The sequence below is a fragment of the Stutzerimonas tianxiuensis genome, assembly GCF_053470365.1.
In genome coordinates this window covers 90,040-108,621 of the sequence record NZ_JBPVWS010000011.1, presented here as the reverse complement: position 1 = coordinate 108,621, position 18,582 = coordinate 90,040, and the positions used below count along the sequence as shown (strand labels likewise).

The 18,582-nt window shown below is 61.4% G+C and carries 11 protein-coding genes; 4 read left to right on the top strand and 7 right to left on the bottom strand.

Annotated elements, in window-relative coordinates; genetic code table 11:
* The first annotated feature begins 10 nt into the window (after positions 1-10).
* Genes dhbA through ACSSNI_RS15105 form a run of 4 tightly spaced genes read left to right on the top strand, consistent with a single transcriptional unit; the run spans position 11 to position 6,968 of the window.
* Positions 11-769 (top strand): 2,3-dihydro-2,3-dihydroxybenzoate dehydrogenase, encoded by a 759-nt coding sequence (dhbA, locus tag ACSSNI_RS15120; protein WP_418952674.1) that lies wholly within the window; start codon positions 11-13, stop codon positions 767-769.
* Between the two features lie 18 nt (positions 770-787).
* Complete coding sequence (locus ACSSNI_RS15115; protein ID WP_325166590.1) at positions 788-1,672, top strand: condensation domain-containing protein; 885 nt, start codon at positions 788-790, stop codon at positions 1,670-1,672.
* The gene (locus tag ACSSNI_RS15110; protein ID WP_448259601.1) at positions 1,603-5,523 is read left to right on the top strand and encodes an amino acid adenylation domain-containing protein; all 3,921 of its coding nucleotides are present in this window, start codon (positions 1,603-1,605) and stop codon (positions 5,521-5,523) included. The genes ACSSNI_RS15115 and ACSSNI_RS15110 overlap by 70 nt, the downstream gene beginning before the upstream one ends.
* Positions 5,520-6,968 carry an amino acid adenylation domain-containing protein gene (locus ACSSNI_RS15105; RefSeq protein WP_200639631.1) on the top strand — a complete coding sequence of 483 codons (1,449 nt, stop codon included), beginning with the start codon at positions 5,520-5,522 and terminating at the stop codon, positions 6,966-6,968. The genes ACSSNI_RS15110 and ACSSNI_RS15105 overlap by 4 nt, the downstream gene beginning before the upstream one ends.
* A gap of 47 nt (positions 6,969-7,015) precedes the next feature.
* On the opposite strand, the gene ACSSNI_RS15100 is transcribed toward ACSSNI_RS15105, so the two are convergent.
* From ACSSNI_RS15100 to putA, 7 genes are all read right to left on the bottom strand, one after another.
* The gene (locus ACSSNI_RS15100; protein ID WP_200639633.1) at positions 7,016-7,960 is read right to left on the bottom strand and encodes an ABC transporter substrate-binding protein; all 945 of its coding nucleotides are present in this window, start codon (positions 7,958-7,960) and stop codon (positions 7,016-7,018) included.
* On the bottom strand, positions 7,957-8,823 hold the full coding sequence (locus ACSSNI_RS15095) for an ABC transporter ATP-binding protein (RefSeq protein WP_200639634.1): 867 nt from the start codon (positions 8,821-8,823) through the stop codon (positions 7,957-7,959). The genes ACSSNI_RS15100 and ACSSNI_RS15095 overlap by 4 nt, the downstream gene beginning before the upstream one ends.
* Positions 8,823-9,866 (bottom strand): FecCD family ABC transporter permease, encoded by a 1,044-nt coding sequence (locus ACSSNI_RS15090; RefSeq protein ID WP_200639635.1) that lies wholly within the window; start codon positions 9,864-9,866, stop codon positions 8,823-8,825. The genes ACSSNI_RS15095 and ACSSNI_RS15090 overlap by 1 nt, the downstream gene beginning before the upstream one ends.
* A 2-nt stretch (positions 9,867-9,868) precedes the next feature.
* Complete coding sequence (locus ACSSNI_RS15085) at positions 9,869-10,906, bottom strand: FecCD family ABC transporter permease (RefSeq protein ID WP_200639636.1); 1,038 nt, start codon at positions 10,904-10,906, stop codon at positions 9,869-9,871.
* 54 nt (positions 10,907-10,960) lie between these two features.
* Entirely contained in the window at positions 10,961-12,928 is a 1,968-nt protein-coding gene (locus ACSSNI_RS15080) for a TonB-dependent receptor domain-containing protein (protein ID WP_200639638.1), read from the bottom strand.
* Between the two features lie 56 nt (positions 12,929-12,984).
* Positions 12,985-14,199: an MFS transporter gene (locus tag ACSSNI_RS15075; protein WP_200639639.1), complete on the bottom strand. Its 1,215-nt coding sequence runs from the start codon at positions 14,197-14,199 to the stop codon at positions 12,985-12,987.
* A 288-nt stretch (positions 14,200-14,487) separates the two neighbouring features.
* Entirely contained in the window at positions 14,488-18,435 is a 3,948-nt protein-coding gene (gene putA / locus ACSSNI_RS15070; protein WP_200639642.1) for a trifunctional transcriptional regulator/proline dehydrogenase/L-glutamate gamma-semialdehyde dehydrogenase, read from the bottom strand.
* Between the last annotated feature and the right edge of the window lie 147 nt (positions 18,436-18,582).

The following is an 18,582-nucleotide window of genomic DNA, read 5'->3' as shown; positions in this document are numbered from 1 at the left end:
GGGCGTGCAAATGAATGAGCAGATGAGCTTCAACGGGCGCAGCATTTGGGTTACCGGAGCCGGACAGGGGATCGGCCGCGCCGTGGCTGAAGGCTTTGCGCGGCTGGGTGGCCAAGTCATTGGCTTCGACCGCACCTTTTCCGAAGGTGACTACGGCTTCACCACTTACCTGCTTGATGTCGGTGACGCGGACGCGGTGCGCCACGCGTGCCACGAGCTGCTGGACGGGCAACAGCGGGTTGATGTCTTCGCCAGCGTCGCGGGCATCTTGCGGCTTGGGGCTATTGATGAGCTGAGTATGGCCAACTGGGACGATTCGATGCGCGTCAACGTGTCCGGCCCTTTTTATCTGCTACGCGAACTTATCCCGCGGTTCAAGGCGCAAGGCAGCGGAGCGGTGGTGGCGGTGAGCAGCAACGCGACCCACGTTCCGCGCATGCAGATGGCTGCGTACAGCGCATCCAAGGCGGCACTCACCAGCCTGGTCCGAACCGCGGGTCTGGAGTTGGCCGAGCACGGCGTGCGCTGCAACTTGGTCTCGCCAGGGTCTACCGATACCGCCATGCAGCGCGGCATGTGGCACAGCGAGGACGCGCGGGAACGGACCATCGTGGGCTTCCCTGAGCAGTACAAGCTGGGGATTCCGCTGCGCAAGATCGCCACGCCAGAAGAGGTCGCCCGCACCGTGCTGTTCCTCGCGTCGGACCTGGCGAGCCACATTACCCTGCAGGACATCGTCGTCGACGGCGGCGCCACTCTGGCGGCCTGAGACTCCGAGAGGTAGCAGATGCAAAAGAACATAATAGGCCTGCTGAAGCGCTTGGCTCAGCAGGGGGTGCACCTTGCGCTCAACGATCTGCAGCAGCTGGTTTCGCAGTCGAGCAAAGAGGCAATGACCCCCTCGCTCGGGCAGCAGATTCGTGACAACCGCGACGCCATTATCGAGTGCCTGAGGGCCCAACGCGCGTTCGTTGAGCCGATCGTGCCGCAACATCTCAGCGTAGGTCCGCTGTCTTCCTCCCAGAGCGGGCTCTGGTTCATCGAGCAGTACGAGCAGGATTCTCACCTGTACAACATGCCCGTCTTCTTCCGCCTGACGGGCGAGCTGGATGTGGCGGCGCTGGAGTTCGCGTTCGATGCGCTGATAGCTCGTCACGCCAGTTTGCGTACGCGCTTCCAGCGCAGCGCCGAGGGTCGAGGCGAGCAGGAGATACTCCCGCATACCGGGTTCCATCTGGCGCGGGAGAATCTGAGCCACCTCGAGCCGCTGGCGCGTGAGGACCGAGTCGCGCAGCACGTGCGGGAAGAGATCGAGCGTCCGTTCGACATCACCAGTGGGCAACTGACGCGCGTCACGCTGCTGGAGCTGGGCGAGCGTGAGCATGTGTTGATGATCAACCAGCACCACATTATCTCGGATGGCTGGTCGGTGAAGAACATGTTCGCGGACCTCAAGACCGCTTTTCTCGCTTACCAGAATCGCGAGCCGCTTAACTGGTCGTTGCAAAACGTAGGCGAGGCAGGCAAGACGAGGCAAACACAGCCGAAGAAGCGGAGTTTACGTTCGGTAAATGAGCATTCTGAGGCTGTGTTTAACGACGTATTGCCAACGCAGGTAGCTTTGCAGGGGCCAGCTCGCTGGGACGAGCCCGCTGGGACGAGCCCGCACTGACCTACATCGATTACGCACTCTGGTTCAACTCGCCCCTGTTCCGTGACTATCACGAGCAGTTCAAGCCGTTCTGGGTCGAACGCCTGGCGGGCATCCCCGAGGTACACAGCCTACCGCTAGACAAAGCTCGGCCCGCCCAACCCGCCAGCGGTGGCGAGGTGGTGTTCTCGACCATCGACAATACGCTCTGGGGGCGCTTCAAGGGTCTGTGTCAGCAACACAACACTTCCCCTTTCATTGGCTTGCATGCGCTGTTCGCGCTGCTGCTGGCACGCCATTCAGGTGAGCGCGACATTGTCGTTGGCACCCCATTGGCGTACCGCGAGCGGGCGGATATCGAGCCTTTGGTAGGTTTCTTCGTTAACACGCTGGTGTTGCGCACTCAGCTTCCCGAGCAGCAAAGGTTTGTCGACTATTTGCAACAGTGCCGCACCGACGACCTCGAGGCGTTCGATCACCAGCTCTATCGGTTCGAGGCGCTGAGCGAAGCATTGGGCATGGACCGCCACACTGCAATCAACCCGATCTTCCAGATCATGTTGGTGTATCAGGCACGGGTCGACTTCAATGACCTGATCCCCGGCTGTGACGCGGTTGAGGAGACCTCGCCGGTACTGCCTGCCAAGACCGATATTTCAGTCAAGGTCACCGAGCTTGTGGATTCGGTACGAGTCGACTGGCTTTACGCGACGGCGCTGTTCGACCGCAGCAGCATCGAAGGCTATGCGAGTCGCCTGCTGAATCTGTTGAAGGCTGTGGTCGATGCACCGGAGCAGGACATCTGGCAGCTGCCCATGCACGATCCTTTATTGCTGGAGCAGACCGCTGAGCGTCTGTCGGCATTGCCCGCGACTTTTCCCGAAAGACTGACCGCGCTTTCAATGTTCAGCGAGATGGCTCGGCTACATCCAAATCGTCCCGCGCTGCAGCAGGGGGAAGGCTATGTCAGTTATGCGGAGTTGGACGCCCGTGCCAACCGGCTTGCCCACTGGTTGCAGGCTCAGGGCAGCGCGCCGGGCGATCTGCTTGGCGTTCTTGCGCGGCGTGAAAACGCCTTTGCGGTCGCGTTACTTGCCTGCTGGAAAGTCGGTGCGGCCTATGTCCCATTGGACCCGAGCTATCCCCAGCAGCGCCTTAGCTACATCATGCGGGACGCTAACGTGGAGCTGGTCATCGGGCAGGGATCAGCGCCATTCAAACTGGAGCCGACCCAGCGTTGGGTGGATCTGGCCAGCCAGGAAATTCAGGCGCAGCTGGATGCGCAGCCGCCAACCGCGCCGCCGCACGAGCATGACCCGCAGCAACTTGCTCAGGTGATTTACACCTCCGGTTCGACCGGCATGCCGAAGGGCGTGATGATCGAACATGGATCGCTGGTCAACCTGTTGCTCGATCATGGTCGCCGGCTTGATGTCGCTCCGGGTGATCGAATGCTGGACTGCATGTCGTTGTCGTTCGATGCGGGCAACATGTGTGCGCTGGTGCCGTTGGTTCACGGTGCGTGCCTGCTCTGGGCGGACCCCGGCGAGGGCCTGCTGGACGAGATCGAACGCACCGAAACCACACAGATGATCTTCCCCACAGCGCTGCTCGCGACACTGCCGGAGCGCCCATTGCCGGCCATGAAAGCGGTGGGGTTTGGCGGGGAGGCGTGCCCGTCTGCGATTCCGCAGCGTTGGGCAAGTCAGTTCCGCCTGATCGACATGTATGGCCCGACAGAAGCCACCGTTACGGCGCTGACGAAGACGCTCGCTACAGGCACTCGCCTGACCATCGGCCGGCCTATAGACGGGATGCAGGCTGTGATTCTGGATCGGCATGGCGCTGTATGTCCGACAGGGGTTCCGGGGGAGCTCTGTCTTGCGGGGCTGGGGCTGGCTCGTGGTTACCTCAACCAGCCGGAGCGCACAGCAGAGGCGTTCCGTGAGCATGATATCGCCGGGGTGAAGCTGCGGCTGTACCACACCGGGGACCGCGCACGGCTGTTGACGAGTGGTGAGTACGAGTACCTGGGTCGTCTGGATGCGCAGATCAAACTGCGCGGCTATCGCATCGAACCGGGCGAAATCGAAGCCCAGTTACAGGCCAGCTGCGCTGGCCTGCAGGAAGTAAAGGTTATCGTCGCCGGTCAGGATTCGCGTCAGGCGCTGGTCGCCTACGCCACGGTAACCGCTGGCGAAGCGACACCCGAGCCAGACGCAGTGTTGCAGGCAGCGGCCAACCGACTGCCTGAATATATGGTGCCCAAGCGTCTGATCATTCTCGACAAAATGCCACTTACACCCAACGGCAAGCTGGATCAGGGGCTGCTGCCAACGGTTGAACTGGGCGATGCCGAACAGATGGTACCGCCTGCTGGCGATCTGGAACGACAGGTGCTCGAGATTTGGCAGGGTGTGCTGGAGCAGCCGCTGGGCGTTGAAAGTGATTTCTTCCGGTTGGGGGGCGATTCGATCCTGAGCATTCAACTGGCCACACGCCTGCGCGATGCCGGTTATCCCTGCAGCGTAAAGGAAGTATTCGAAGCGAAGACCGTTCGGCGGCTGTGCCGGGTGCTCGAGAAACCTCGCGAGACCCAGATGATCCGCGCCGAGCAGGGTCTTCTCACTGGCGATTTCCCTCTGCAGCCGATCCAGCAGTGGTTTCTCGACCAGCCGTTCGCTCAACCCCAGCATTGGAACCAGGGTGTAGTGCTGAGTCTGCCGACCGAGGTGAGTCAGCTCCAGCTTATGGATTACATGCGGCAATTGTTAGCTCAGCACGATGCGCTTCGGCTGGTAGTTATGCCGTCGGGCCAGTGTTACCGCGAATTTTTGCCGTTGCCCGAGCCTGCATGGCTGGATGCGGCAGAGCTGGGCGAGTCGGGATTACAGCACGCGCTGACTGAACTGCAATCTCGCTTTGATGCAGCGAGCGCTCGAACGCTCGCGTGGGCCGTTATCGAGAACTTGCCGAACGGCCAGCGAGGGCTGTTCATCGCCTTTCACCATATGGTCATCGATGCGGTGTCGTGGCGCATTCTGATTGAAGACCTGCAGCGATTGGCCCGCGGCGATGCGTTGCCGGACAAGACCAGCAGCTACCGACAATGGGGCGAGGGGCTCGGTGCCTATGCAGTGCGTGCCGAAGCGCAGCTGCCGTACTGGCGCGAGCAGGTCGGTGCCATGGGTGAGGCGTCTGGAAATCAAAGGTTCCCTCTCGATTGGTCCTCCAGCGAGCAGTCCGAACCGCAACTGTTGCAGCTGGACGAAGCCGCCACCCGGCGATTGACTCAGAACACGACCAAACGATTTAACGTCGACGTTCGGGAGTTACTGCTGGCTGCGCTGACCCGCACGCTGGTGGAGCTAGGTCTCGGTGAGCAGCAGTGCATCATGCTGGAAGGCCACGGCCGCGAACCCATCGATGCCGGGCTGGACGTGAGCCGCACGGTGGGCTGGTTCACCAGTATGTTCCCGGTAAGGGTGCACAACCAGGCGGATTGGCCAGCGTTGGTTCTGCATGCCGCCGACCAGTTGCGCCAGGTGCCGGACAAGGGTGTTGGCTACTTGCCGCTGCGCAGCAACCCGGCGCTTCGCGAGAGTCTGCCGTTGCCCGCCGTCGCGCTGAATTACCTTGGCAGTTACCAGAGCGGGGCGGGGCAGTGGCAGGCATTGCCACTGCCGGCGGGCAACCCGAGCGGTGCAGGCAACCTGTCAGCAGAACTGATCAGCCTGCATGGTGGCGTATTTGACGGCCTGCTGACATTACGGCAGATCGGCAGTTTGCGCTCGGACCTGGGAACCCGCTTGTTGCAGTTGTTGCGGGCGAATCTGCAAAGCCTGGCTGCACGTGGGGGTGAGCTGCTATGACGTCACTGAACGCGCATCTCGCGCACGTCTTTGTCCGCCACGCCGAGCGGCCAGCGCTTGGATGCCTCGGCGTCAGCTTCAGCTATGTCGAGTTGCAGTCTCGGGTTGCGGCCATTGTCTTGCAATTGCGCGAGGCGGGCCTGACTGCAGGTGATCGCGTCGGGCTGCACCTCGCTCGAGGCCCGGATCTGATCGCTGCGCTCCTTGCGTGCCTGCATGAAGGCCTGTGCTTTGTGCCCCTCGAGCCTGAGTTTCCCCTTGACCGTCTGCAAGGCATCGCCGACGACGCGCGCGTGCTCTTCGTCGTTCAGGATGAGCAGCCGTCGCGCTCGCTGACACCTTCGTTGCGCCTGAGGCCCGACCTGGCAGAGATGCCGGAGCCGCCGGATCTTGATGACGGGTTGCCTGCCTACATGATGTTCACCTCCGGCTCCACCGGAAAACCTAAGGGCGTCGTGATTGGCCGGGCGGCGTTAAGCAACTTTCTCGACGCAGCGACGCGTCGTGTCGGGGTTGGCCCTGACACGCGTTGGTTGTTTACCACCACGCCGGCCTTCGATATTTCTCTGCTTGAGATGCTCGGGCCGCTGTGGATCGGCGGCTATGTCGAAGTGGTCTGCGCGCCAGCTCACAAGGACCCGGTAGCCCTGCTGCAATTGCTCGATAGCCGGCCGGACCTGAACACCCTGCAGGCAACACCCGCGTTCTGGCGAATGCTGCTCAAAGCGGGATGGCAAGGTCGTCAAGGGCTGGTCGCGCTCTGTGGTGGTGAAGCCTTGGACGCTACGCTTGCGGCGCAGCTCAGTGAAACGGCGGGGCAGCTCTGGAACTGCTATGGCCCCACCGAGGCGACAGTCTGGTCAATGATGGCGCAGGTCGAACAGCCATTGGCCGGCCACAGCGTCCGGCTCAGCCAGTCACTCGACGGCTACCGCCACTGGGTACTCGACGAAAGCGGCAACGAAGTCGGGCCGGGCGGCGAGGGTGATCTGTGTATCGAAGGGGTGTCTCTGGCACAGGGCTACTGGCAACGCAGCGACCTGAGCGAGCAGGCCTTCATCAGCTGGCAAGGGCGTCGTCTATACCGTACCGGGGATCGGGTTCGCCGCATCGCTGATGATGAATTCCAGTATCTCGGACGTCGTGACGATCAGATCAAGCTGCGCGGCTTTCGAATCGAACTTGGAGAAATCGAAGCCAATCTGCGGCGCATCGATGGCGTGCAGGATGCTGCGGTGCGGTTGCTGGGTGAAGGGGACGAGGCGTGCCTGGTCGGTTATGTGGAGACACGTGGCGAAGGTGCGCCCGGTCGGGTTCAGATTCGCCGAGCACTGCACCTGATCCTGCCGCACTACATGATTCCGAGTCGCATCGTCCTGTTGGAGTCACTGCCGAAAACACCGAGCGGCAAGATCGACCGCAAGCGTCTGCCCGAACCGGCCTGATTGGTAAGCTCTACCCCGTGGCCAAGCGGCCACGGGGTGTATCTACGTCAGTTTTTTGCGACTGGCTCGGCGTTCTTTTTGCCGACGATGGACTCTACATCTTCGATAACCTGCAGAGCGGCCATCGGCCCACCCAGGGAGGTCCACAAGGATCCATCAACGGCGGCGAAACGCTTGGCCTGAATCGCGGAAAGCTGACGGAAGGCCGGAGTTTCTTCCGCCTGGCGGAGCGCCTCGACCGCTTCACCGCTGGTAGCCAGCGTACCGATCACCAGCCAGTCCGCATCCAGCAGTTCAAGCGATTCAAGGCTGAGCGCCATGGAATGGGTATGGCCGGGATCCTGCTGGTGAGCTGGGCGTACCAGGCCAACATCTTCAACGACGGTGCTGGAGAAGGCGTCTTTGAACATGTAGGACGGACCCTTAGGATTCCAGCGAACAATGCTGAACGTCTGGCCTTGATGATCCTTCAGATTCTCACGTGCTTCGGCTATCCGCGTTTCGTATCGGTCCAGAAAGGCCTTGGCTTCAGCATCCTTGTTCAGGACGTGCGCCGTTCGCTGCATGCTGGCTCGCCAAGGTTCCGCCCATTTGAAAGTCACGACCGTGGGCGCGATTTCGTTGAGGATCGCCAACTGCTCTGGCTTGACCGGCCCGGTGAGGATCAGGTCCGGCTCTAGCTCCAGAAGCGTTTCCAGGTTGGGGTTGTCCAGGTCTCCGACGACCTTGATGCTGGACGGCACCTTGCCTTCCAGATAACGCGGCGGTGCAGCCTGGCCGCGACCGTTGACGGTGCCTATCGGTGTCACACCCAGCGTCAGTGCCGTATCCAGATCGATCTCGTTAAGCGTGACAACCCGCTCAGGCATGGCTGGCACGGTGACGGTATTGCCGAACGCATCTTCCACCTCACGGGTGGCGGCTTGCGCACTGAGGGTCATCAGCCCCGCTAAAAGTGCAATGGTGAAATGCCAGGGGGTTCGTTTGATCATTGGGTCGTGTCCTTTTCAACGGGTTCGAGCACCGCTGGGGTGTGGGTGGCTGATGGTGCTGAGGAGGGATGCGCAGACGCTGCGAGCGAACGGCGACGTGGAACGATCACCGGGGCGCCGTCACCAGGCGCAGGCAGAATGTCCACCTCTGTCTGATAAAGGCGGTCCACCAGCGCTTTGGTCATCACCTCGCGTGCTGGCCCCATGGTCTGAATCTGCCCGTCGGCGAGCGCAATCAGGTCGTCGCAATAGCGCGCGGCGATACCGAGGTCATGGATGACGATCAGTACCGTGCGGCCCTCGGCTGCGATTCGGTGGACTGCTTCCATGACTTCGGCCTGGTGGCCGATATCCAGTGCGCTGGTCGGCTCGTCGAGCAGAATCAGATCGGTGTTCTGCGCCAGGATCATGGCTAGCCACGCTCGCTGCGCCTGTCCGCCGGAGAGCGAGGAAGCCTGGCGATGCCAGATGGCGTCGAGCTGCATGGCGGTACGTGCGCGGGCGACCTGGTGCGCATCCTCATCAGTCCACTGGTTGAACCAGCCTTGATGCGGATGCCGGCCGTACTGCACCAACTGCTCGACACGAATTCCTTCGGCCATCACGGGGCGCTGGGGGAGAAACGCCAGCTGACGAGCGAGGCTTTTCATCGAGTAACGGGAAAGCGACTGCCCGTGCACGTGGATTTCGCCACGTTGCAACGGAAGCTGACGCGCCAATAGCTTGAGCAGGGTGGATTTGCCGCTGCCGTTGGGCCCGACGATTCCGATCAACCGGCTCTTGGGCAGCGAGAAAGTGAGGTCGTCCAGGACCACCTTGTCCTGATAGGCGAAATGAAGGTGTTCGACGCTCAGTACCGTCATCAGTCAGCTCCTCGTCTGTCCTTGAGCAGCAATGCCAGCAGCAGGATGCCGCCAAGTAGCCGTGTCATGATGCCGGTGGGGATCTCTGCCGGCTGCGCCAGTACCCGAACCAGGGTGTCACTGCCCAACAGCAGGACCGCTCCGCAAAGAGCCGATAGCCAAAGTGGGGCTAGGTTATCGCGCGCCAGCCACGACGCCAGAATGGGGGCTGCCATGGCGATAAACACCACTGGCCCGCCAATCGCTGTACCCAGCGAGGCCACTAGAATGGCCAGGCCCAACACACCGAGCTGCACCAGCGGCACGCGGATGCCCAGGTTCTGTGCAGTGGCGTCGCCAAAACGCAGCAAGGCCAGGGGGCGGTTGACCAAGGCCATCAGCGGACACAGCGCGAGCAGCACCATGGCGATTGGGTTGACGGTCTGGTAGCTGACGCCAGCGAAGTGCCCCATGGTCCAGAGATAGAGACTGCCCAGGTGCACCAGCGGTTGAGTGGACATGGCGAAGTCACCGATCGCCCCGAGTAGCTCCGACAGCGCGATACCAATGACAATGAACAGATAGCCTTGCTCACCGGGGCGCCGACACAGGGTGAACAACGCCACAGCGGCCAGTACCGCGCCCAGCGGTGAAGCCCACCAGGGCCAGCTACCTAGCGTCAGGTACAGTGAAAAACCCACTACTGCGAGGGAGGCGCCTTCGTTCACACCGATCATGTCTGGTGTCGCCAGACGATTGCGCACCAGTGTCTGTATCAGGCAGCCCGCCATGCCCATGGCGAGGCCGGCAACGATGGCGGCTGCCACCCGCGGCATACGGATCTTGAACACCATGATCTCGTGCAGCTTGCTGCCATCGCCGAGCAGGGTGGCGATCACATCTTGTAGGCCCATCTTGCCGGAGCCCAGACTGATCGCCAGCGTAGCCAGTACGGCAAGCAACAGGGTCAGCAGGCCACACATCAGCCAGTTGCGGCGATGCAGTAGCAGGCTCAGGCCGCCGATGCGCAGGGCCCATACGCCACTGGGAGTGGTTGATTCCATTCTTACCTCACCGCCAACAGAGAGCGGAAGCCACCGCGCAAGACGATAGCGATCAGCGCCGGCGCGCCAAGCGCGGCCAGCAAGGTCCCGACGGGCAGCTCGAAGGGCTGCAACAGCCAGCGGGCCAGAACGTCAGCTGCCAGCAAAAACAGCATGCCGAACAGCGTTGAGAACAGCAGCTGTCGTAGCAGGGCGACCGGCTCGATCAAGCGAGCGCAATACGCAGCCAAGAACCCCACGAAGCCAACGGGTCCGGCTAACGAGATCGCACAGGCCGTAAGCAAGGTCGACGCGACCAGTACGCCCAGTCGCACCCACGTAGTGTGAATACCCAAGGCCCGGGCTTGGCTGTCACCCATCTGCATCAGGGTCAGTTGTCGGCACAGCAGCCCAGCAAGCGCAAGGCCTATCAGCGCGACGGGCGTGACGGTGCCCACCGCATCGAGCCGGGTGGCCGAGAGGGAACCCAGATTCCAGAACCGAAACTGCTCCAGCGCCACCCGTGTCGACAGCAGCATGAAATTCGAAAGGCCGCCGAATATCGCAGCCAGCGCCACGCCAGCCAAAATGAGTTTCAGCGGGCTGGCCTGGCCCAACATGAGGCCGATGCCGAGTACCACAAGATTGCCCAGCAGGGCACCGGCACCGGACCAGAGCAGGTAGCCCCGTGTCGATTCGACGCCGTAGAAAATGAGGCCGATGACCAGACCCAGTACTGCACCAGCATTCACGCCGAGCAAGCCGGGTTCGGCCAGCGGATTACGTGTCGCGCTTTGCAACAGCGAGGCGGCAATGGCGAGACTTCCACCAACAACAAGCGCTGCCAGCGTGCGTGGCAAACGCAGTGTTTGTACGACCATGGCGAGCTTTTCATCCGCCACGGCGAGTTGGTCTCCGAGCAGAAAGTGCAGCACGTCCACCGCGCCGTAGACTCCGGCGCCGGTGCTCATCGAGATCACCAGCAAACTCATCAGAAGCGCGCCACCCATAACGAGGACAGCTTGCTGGTAGCCGGGGAAAGTCGCGTCAGTTCGTGTCATTGGTTTTAAGCAAATTCCTGAACCCGGCAGCGAGCTGCCGGGGTGTAGCGGGGGTTAGATGTCGTAACTGAAGCCAACGAACACCGTGCGGCCCATGAGGATGTTGTCGACCGACTGGGCGACATCGTCGCGCTTCTCGTTGGTCAGGTTGTTCATGCCGGCTTTCAAGGAAAGCTCGCGGGTGGCCTGATACCTCGCACCAATATTCAGCTGATGGAACGCACCGCTTTCAACGTTTGGCTGGGCTGCCGAGACGTAGAGGAGTTGGCTACCGGTGTACTGGTAATCCAGATTCAGCCCCAAATCCGGCATGGCCTGCCAGTCGAAGCCGATGTTGGCGACATGCTGCGGGCTGTTGCGCAGCTGTTCGTCGGTATCTCGATCCTCTGCATCCGAATAGGTGTAGTTCGCCCGCAGTCCCATGGTATCGCTCAGGTTATAACGACCTTGCAACTCGTAGCCCTGAACACGCGCCTTGCTGACGTTGCTATAGGTCATCACGGCAGGTCGGTAGCCAACACGCCAGGTGTCGGTGATGATCATGTCGTCGATATCGTTGTTGAACAGCATGATGCCGGCCTCAACGCGCTCGTTCTGGTAGAGCGTACCGATCTCGTAGCTGGTTGCTGTCTCGGGCTTGAGGTTTGGGTTGCCGACCAGCGTACACATGCCACGGCAGGCCAAGACGCCATAGGTTTCGTCAGACTGATAAATGCTTGGTGCCTTGAACGAACGACCCACGCCGCCTTTGATTACCCAGTTGTCGGTGAGGTTGTACACGCCGTAGGCGCGAGGGCTAAATTCGCTGCCGAAGCTGTCATGGTCATCGAGGCGTCCACCCAGGGTCACGTCCAGATCACCGATAGAAAATTCGTCTTGCAGGTAGACAGCCTTCTGATCGACCTCGGTTTCGCTGCCCAGGTTCTGGTTGTGTGCCAGCTCGGTACGGCGCAATTCACTGCCGAGGGTAAGCAGGTGGTTGCCGAGAAATGCGGTCACCTGGCCGTCGACTGTGTGGTTCTTCTGCTCGATGTCGCCTTTCATGCCGCGCAGGTTGGTCATGATCTGCGAGTCGTCCATCAACTCCACGTTTTCGTAGTAATAACGAACCCGTGTGTTGAATCCGTCCCAGTTGCCGGTATGGCCGAGGCCAAAGCTCCAGCGCTCCATCTCCTGAATGTTTTGAACGACCGCACCGAAGTTATTCCACTCGGCTTCGCGGTCATCCTTGCGGTGGGTGATATCCAGGTCAACCGTCTGACGTTCGTCCAGCAACCAACTGAGGGAGCCGTATGCGCTGGTGGCCTGGCGCTGTTCGGCTGCATCGGTATTGGGGTTGACCGTTTGTTCGCTGAGCCAGGCGGCCTGGTCGGTTGTTTCAAGAATGAGATTGCCGAGTAGCTTGTTCTCGATCAGCGAGCCGCTGATGTAACCGCTAGCCTTATGGCTGTCGCCCGATTCGCCCTCGGTGGGGTGTTCGTAGGTGTAGGCGATACCGGCCTTGGTCTCTTCGGTGGGCTGACGCAGGATCACGTTGACCACGCCGCCCAGCGCATCAGCACCGTACAACGATGACATCGGGCCGCGAATCACTTCGATGCGCTCGATAGCCGCCATCGGGATCGAGGACAGATCGAAGTCGTTGGCATAGTTGGAGGACAGCGCATCGCGTGAATTGATCCGGCGGCCGTTGACCAGCAACAGGGTGTAGTCCGAGTCCATTCCGCGCAGCTTGATTTCCTGCCGCCCGTAGGTAGACGACGGGTTGAGATGGACGCCCGGCAGGTACTTCACCGCATCGGCCAGGTTGTACACCGGACGCTGCTCAAGCTCTTCGCGGGTAACGACCGATACGCTGGCCGGCGCACTGAGTTCGCTGTGCGAGGTCTGCGTGGCGGTGATGACTTGCTGTTCCAGGGCAACAGGCTCGGCCGCGAGGGCGGCAAGCGGCATAAGGCTGGCCAGAATGGTCAGGGATAGGTGACGGGGACGGCTGATACCCCGGTTTAGTGCGATAGACATAGCATGCTCCGTTGCTGCTCGAGGGTCGAAAGGACTGATCACGTATCCGCGGCGGGTTAGCCCGCCTGTTGTTTGGTTGAGGTCGGGCTCATGTCGCGCTGTCTGATGCCATGAAGCAGGTAAAGCACGCCGAGACCGGCCACGACGCCCGCTAAGGCGTAGAAGGCTGCTAGCTGTTCGAAGCCGATCACCTGGTGTTGAGGGCCTTCGCTCAGGTAGCGCGCTGAAAACAGACTGCCGAGTCCCGCTGCGATGTTCGAAACCGTTCCCTGAAAGGCCATGAACGCTGCGCGTTGGTGAGCATGGGGAACGCCGGCGGCAATGGTCATGCTGCTGTTGGTGCGCACGGCACTCAGCGCCATGAACAGCGTGAAGATGACGTAAAGGGACATGCCAACCGGGGCGGCGAACCCAAGCAGCGTCACCAGCGAGAGGCAGCCACTGCTGACAAGCACCACTGTTACGGCGCTGCCGCGATCAATCCAGGCGCCGCCGATCCTCATGGCCGCAAGGCTGGCCACACCGCCGAGCAGATACAGCAGCCCGAGATGCGCGCGGGGAAAATTCAGGTTGAATTCGAAGTAAGTGGCGAAGTGGGGCACCAACAGGAAGTGCCCGAACATCTGTAACGATGTGATGCCGAGCGCGGCCAGGCAGAGGCGCGAAGCCAGCAGCGATTTGACCGAGGCTTTCGGGCGCTCAATGGTCACGGGTTTGGGAAGCAACAACTGGCACAGTAATGCCAGCAGCAGCCCAGTGCCGCCCAACAGTAAGAAAGGAGCGGTCCAGTCCAAGCGAATCGAGCATTCCAAGGCCAATGGAATGATCAGGATCGCAGCAAGTGAAAATCCCATTCCAACGTAGGCGAGCTGACGGCCGCGTTCTGCGGGCGGTATCAGGTCGAGCATGGTGGCCATCAGGATTGCGCCCATCGGTCCCGCCACCAGACCGGACAACACGAAAATCGCAATTAGTTGGTTGGGCCCGGTCACCCAGGCACAACTGAGCAGCAGGAGAAAGCGCAAAACGATGAGGGCGACCAGTGCACGCTTACGGTCGAAATGATCCAACCAGGGTGCACTGACGAATCCGCTCAACGCGGCAGCCAAGGTGGCGCCGCCGCTGATGTAGCCGATGTGACTAGCCTGCATGCCGAGCTCGCGCACGAGGTCCGGCCCCAGCGGCATGACCATCATCAGGCTGCCAATGGACAGCATGTTGATCAGCATCGCTAGGTGAACGGCGATCCTCGTCTGGACGGCAACTTTCATCGGATTGCGGCACGCTCGGTTAGTCAGGCGGGCTGCATCCTAAGACAAGCTTAACGCTATATCAAACACAAATCGTTCGCATTAGCATAATCAGGCGATGCCGGTTGTTGCCTTCAGATGCAACAGCAACATTGCGCAACGCGCGAAACCGCAACCCGCATGTACAAACCGCAGCGTTGTGGCGGCTTATTTCGCGGCGGAGTGGGTGGGTTCGGTCGACCAGCATGTCGAGACCAAACGCGCGCGAGCGTGACCGTCTACGCTAATGCAGCCGGTCACCCACGCCAGTCAGCCGATGGTCATCAGGCTGGCATTGCCGCCCGCCGCAGCGGTATTGATGCTCAACGCCCGCTCGATCAAGAGCCGCTCAAGCGGAATGTCGGTGTCGCCGCTCATCATTCCCTGCACGCCGATAATCGGACCGCTGCGCTGCGACAGCCGCTGGCTGACCTCAAGCAGCTGGTCGGTGTCGCCGTGGTACAGCACGGCATCGAAACGCGTCGCGTCGCTGGTCCAATCCGGTGTCAGCGTGATCCTGGCTTGAACTGCCTGCGGGAGCGTGCCGTGCAGCGCTTGTACCGACGGTAGATCCGCCATTACCGCCTCGCTGCCTACGGCCAATACCGCAGCCAGCTGGGTCAACAGGTCGCCTTCGTCATCCGCCAGACACAGGACATGTTCCCGTGGTAGCAGGCTGTAGCTGTTACGTTCACCGGTGGGGCCGTTAAGCAGGCGAGTGGTGCCGCTCTGAGATTGACTGGCGTAACGGTCGCACAACGCGGCAATTGATTCCCGGCCGTTTCGCCGGGCCCAGTCCTGGAACTGCCTGGCGGCGTCGACCTGGGCGGGGGAACGACGCACTTCGGGCTGCGCAGGAGAACCGCCGAAGTCGAGTGCGCGCAACAGTGCGTCGTCCGGTCGCTCTGACAGCAGACGATATAGATACAGTGGGCCGCCAGCCTTGGGGCCGGTACCGGAAAGCCCTTCGCCGCCGAACGGCTGCACCCCGACGACCGCGCCGACGATGTTGCGATTGACGTACAGATTGCCCACCTTGGCCCGGTCGATGACCCTGGCGATGGTTTCGTCGATGCGCGTATGCACCCCTAGCGTCAGTCCATAGCCCGCCGCGTTGATCTGGTTCAGTAATTGATCAAGCTCGGTGCGGCGGTAGCGCAACACATGCAGTACCGGGCCGAAGACTTCCTGCTGCAGCTCATCAAGGCGTTCGAGTTCGATCAGCGTAGGTGTTACATAAGTGCCATGAGCACAGACTTTTTCATCGGCACGGGCCAGCTGATGCACGCGGCGACCCTTGTCGCGCATGGCTTGCAGGTGCCGCTCGATGTTGTCGCGCGCCTCGGCGTCGATTACCGGGCCGACATCCACTGACAAGCGCTGCGGGTTCCCCATACGCGCTTCGCCCATGGCACCCTTGAGCATGCCGATAACTCTTTCGGCGACATCCTCCTGTATGCAAAACACCCGCAGGGCTGAGCAGCGTTGACCGGCACTGTCGAAAGCCGAGGCCATCACGTCCATGACCACCTGCTCGGCCAATGCTGACGAATCAACGATCATCGCATTCTGGCCACCGGTTTCAGCAATCAAGGGAATGCTACGGCCGCGCTCATCCAGGCGACCGGCGATGCTGCGCTGCAGGATCGAAGCGACCGCGGTGGAGCCGGTGAACATCACGCCGCGGATGCGCTCGTCGGCGATCAGCTGGGCACCGACGGTTTCGCCGCGTCCCGGCAGTAGCTGCAGCGCGCTTTTAGGCACGCCTGCTTCATGCAGGATCTGCACGCCCAGCATGGCAATCAAGGGTGTCTGCTCCGCAGGCTTGGCCAGTACCGTATTGCCGGCGCCCAGCGCGGCGCAGACCTGGCCGGTAAAGATTGCCAATGGGAAGTTCCAAGGGCTGATGCAGACCACCGGGCCGAGCGGGAGATGAGTGTCGTTGTGGAAGTTGTCACGCACCTCGGCGCCGTAGAAGCGCAGGAAATCGACGGCTTCGCGCACCTCCGCTATCGCATTGGCGTATGACTTGCCAGCCTCACGGATGAGCACACCTAGCAGCTGCTGCATGCGCTGTTCCATCAATTCCGCAGCTTTTTCCAATGCCGCGGCGCGCTCTGCCGGTGGTGTGGTTCGCCAGGCACTCGCACTGTCGAGAGCACAGCGCAGGGCATTATCGACGTCCGTTTCGCTCGCTTCTTGCACGTGACCGACGATGTCTCGGTGGTCAGCAGGATTGAGCAAGGGGGCAGCAGAGGTCGTCGAAACGGTGTCGCAGCCGAGCAGTGGGCTGGCGGTGAGGCGCACGCGTGCACCGGCAAGCAAGGCGGACGAAAGCGAGGCCAGCCTTTGCTCGTTGGACAGGTCGATACCGCAGGCGTTGAGACGGCCTTCGCCATAGAGATTGTGCGGCAACGGAATCCGTGGATGCGGCAGGCCGAGGGTGCCTTCCGAGGAGAACAACTGCTCGACCGTCGTTACCGGGTCGGCCACCAGTTCGTCCAACGAGATGCTTTTGTCCGCAATGCGGTTGACGAAGGAAGTATTGGCGCCGTTTTCCAGCAGGCGACGCACCAGATAGGCCAGTAGGGTTTCATGGCTGCCAACCGGTGCGTAGATCCGGCAAGGCCGGTTTAGACGGTCTTCACCCTTGCCAACTACCTGTTCGTACAGCGGCTCGCCCATGCCGTGCAGGCACTGAAATTCATATTGGCCGGGGTAATAGTTCTGGCCGGCCAGGTGGTAGACCGCAGCCAGCGTGTGCGCATTGTGCGTGGCAAACTGCGGATAGATCGCCTCGGGCGCAGCGAGCAGTTTGCGTGCACAGGCAATGAACGACACGTCGGTATAAGCCTTGCGCGTATAGACCGGGTAGCCCTCCAGTCCGTTAAGTTGCGCCAGTTTGATCTCGCTGTCCCAGTAAGCGCCCTTGACCAGGCGGATCATCAAGCGATGGTGGCTGCGCTTGGCCAGGTCGATCAGGAAATCCACTACATAGGGGCAGCGCTTCTGGTAAGCCTGAATGACAAAGCCGATGCCATTCCAGTCGGCCAGTGACGGCTCGAAGCAGAGCCGTTCGAGCAGTTCCAGCGACAGCTCGAGACGGTCCGCTTCCTCGGCATCAATGTTGATGCCAATGTCGTAGCGCCGTGCCAGTTCAGTCAGCGACACCAGGACCGGATAGAGCTCGGCCATCACCCGATCGTACTGCGCACGGCTGTAACGCGGGTGCAGCGCCGACAGTTTGATCGAGATGCCGGGCCCTTCGTAGATCCCCCGACCGCGCGAAGCCATGCCGATGGAGTGAATCGCCTGTTCGTACGAGGCCAGATAACGGCGAGCGTCTGCGGCGGTCAGTGCCGCTTCGCCAAGCATGTCGTAGGAGTAGCGGAAGCCTCTTGCCTCCATGGTTTGGGCATTGGCCAGCGCCTCGTTGATGGTTTCGCCGGTAACGAACTGCTCGCCCATCAGCCGCATCGCCATATCCACGCCCTTGCGGATGAGCGGCTCGCCACCTTTGCCGATCAGGCGATTCAATGATGAAGAAAGGCTGGTTTCATTGTGCGTGGCCACCAGCCGGCCGGTGAGCATCAAGCCCCAGGTGGCGGCGTTGACGAAGACCGACTGGCTGTTGCCCAGGTGCGGTTGCCAGTTGCCGGTGCTGATCTTGTCGCGGATCAATGCATCACGTGTGCCTTTGTCCGGCACCCTGAGCAGCGCTTCGGCCAGGCACATCAGGGCGACGCCTTCCTGGGATGACAACGAGAATTCCTGAAGCAGCCCTTGAACCAGGCCCTGACGTCCGCCGGCACTTTTCTGATTACGCAGTTTCTCGGCGATGCGCAGCGCGAGACGGTGGGTCGCTTCGGCCTTTTCCGGTGACAGCCGCGCCTGCTCCAACAACATCGGCAATGCCTCTGGTTCAGGGCGGCGATAGGCTGCAGTAATGGCCGCGCGGAGCACCGACTGCGGCAGGATGCTTTCCGCAAACTCGAGAAATGGCTGACTGCCAGGGGTGACTTCAGCCGTCTGGTCCGGGCTGGCCTGCGGCGGCGGCTCGGTGTCGTGTGGTTGAGTGTCGCTCTCGACCTGTTCAAGGTAGCGCAGCAGCGCTTGCTCGATCACCCACTGCGGAGGACGCTCAAGCCGGTTGGCTGCCTCCTCGAGCCGATTGCGCATTGCCTCGTCGAGCTCGACACCGAGCGTGCTGGTGACCATGTGGCTGTCCTCCGGGGTGAGGTGAGGCTGGATACCTGAGCGGCGGCACGGTCAATGCAGTCTGTCATGTCGACCGATAGCCGAATGCGAACGTGGTCGGCATCCGTGTCTCTCCTCCTCAGCGTAGACCCTTGCAGTGCGTTAGAC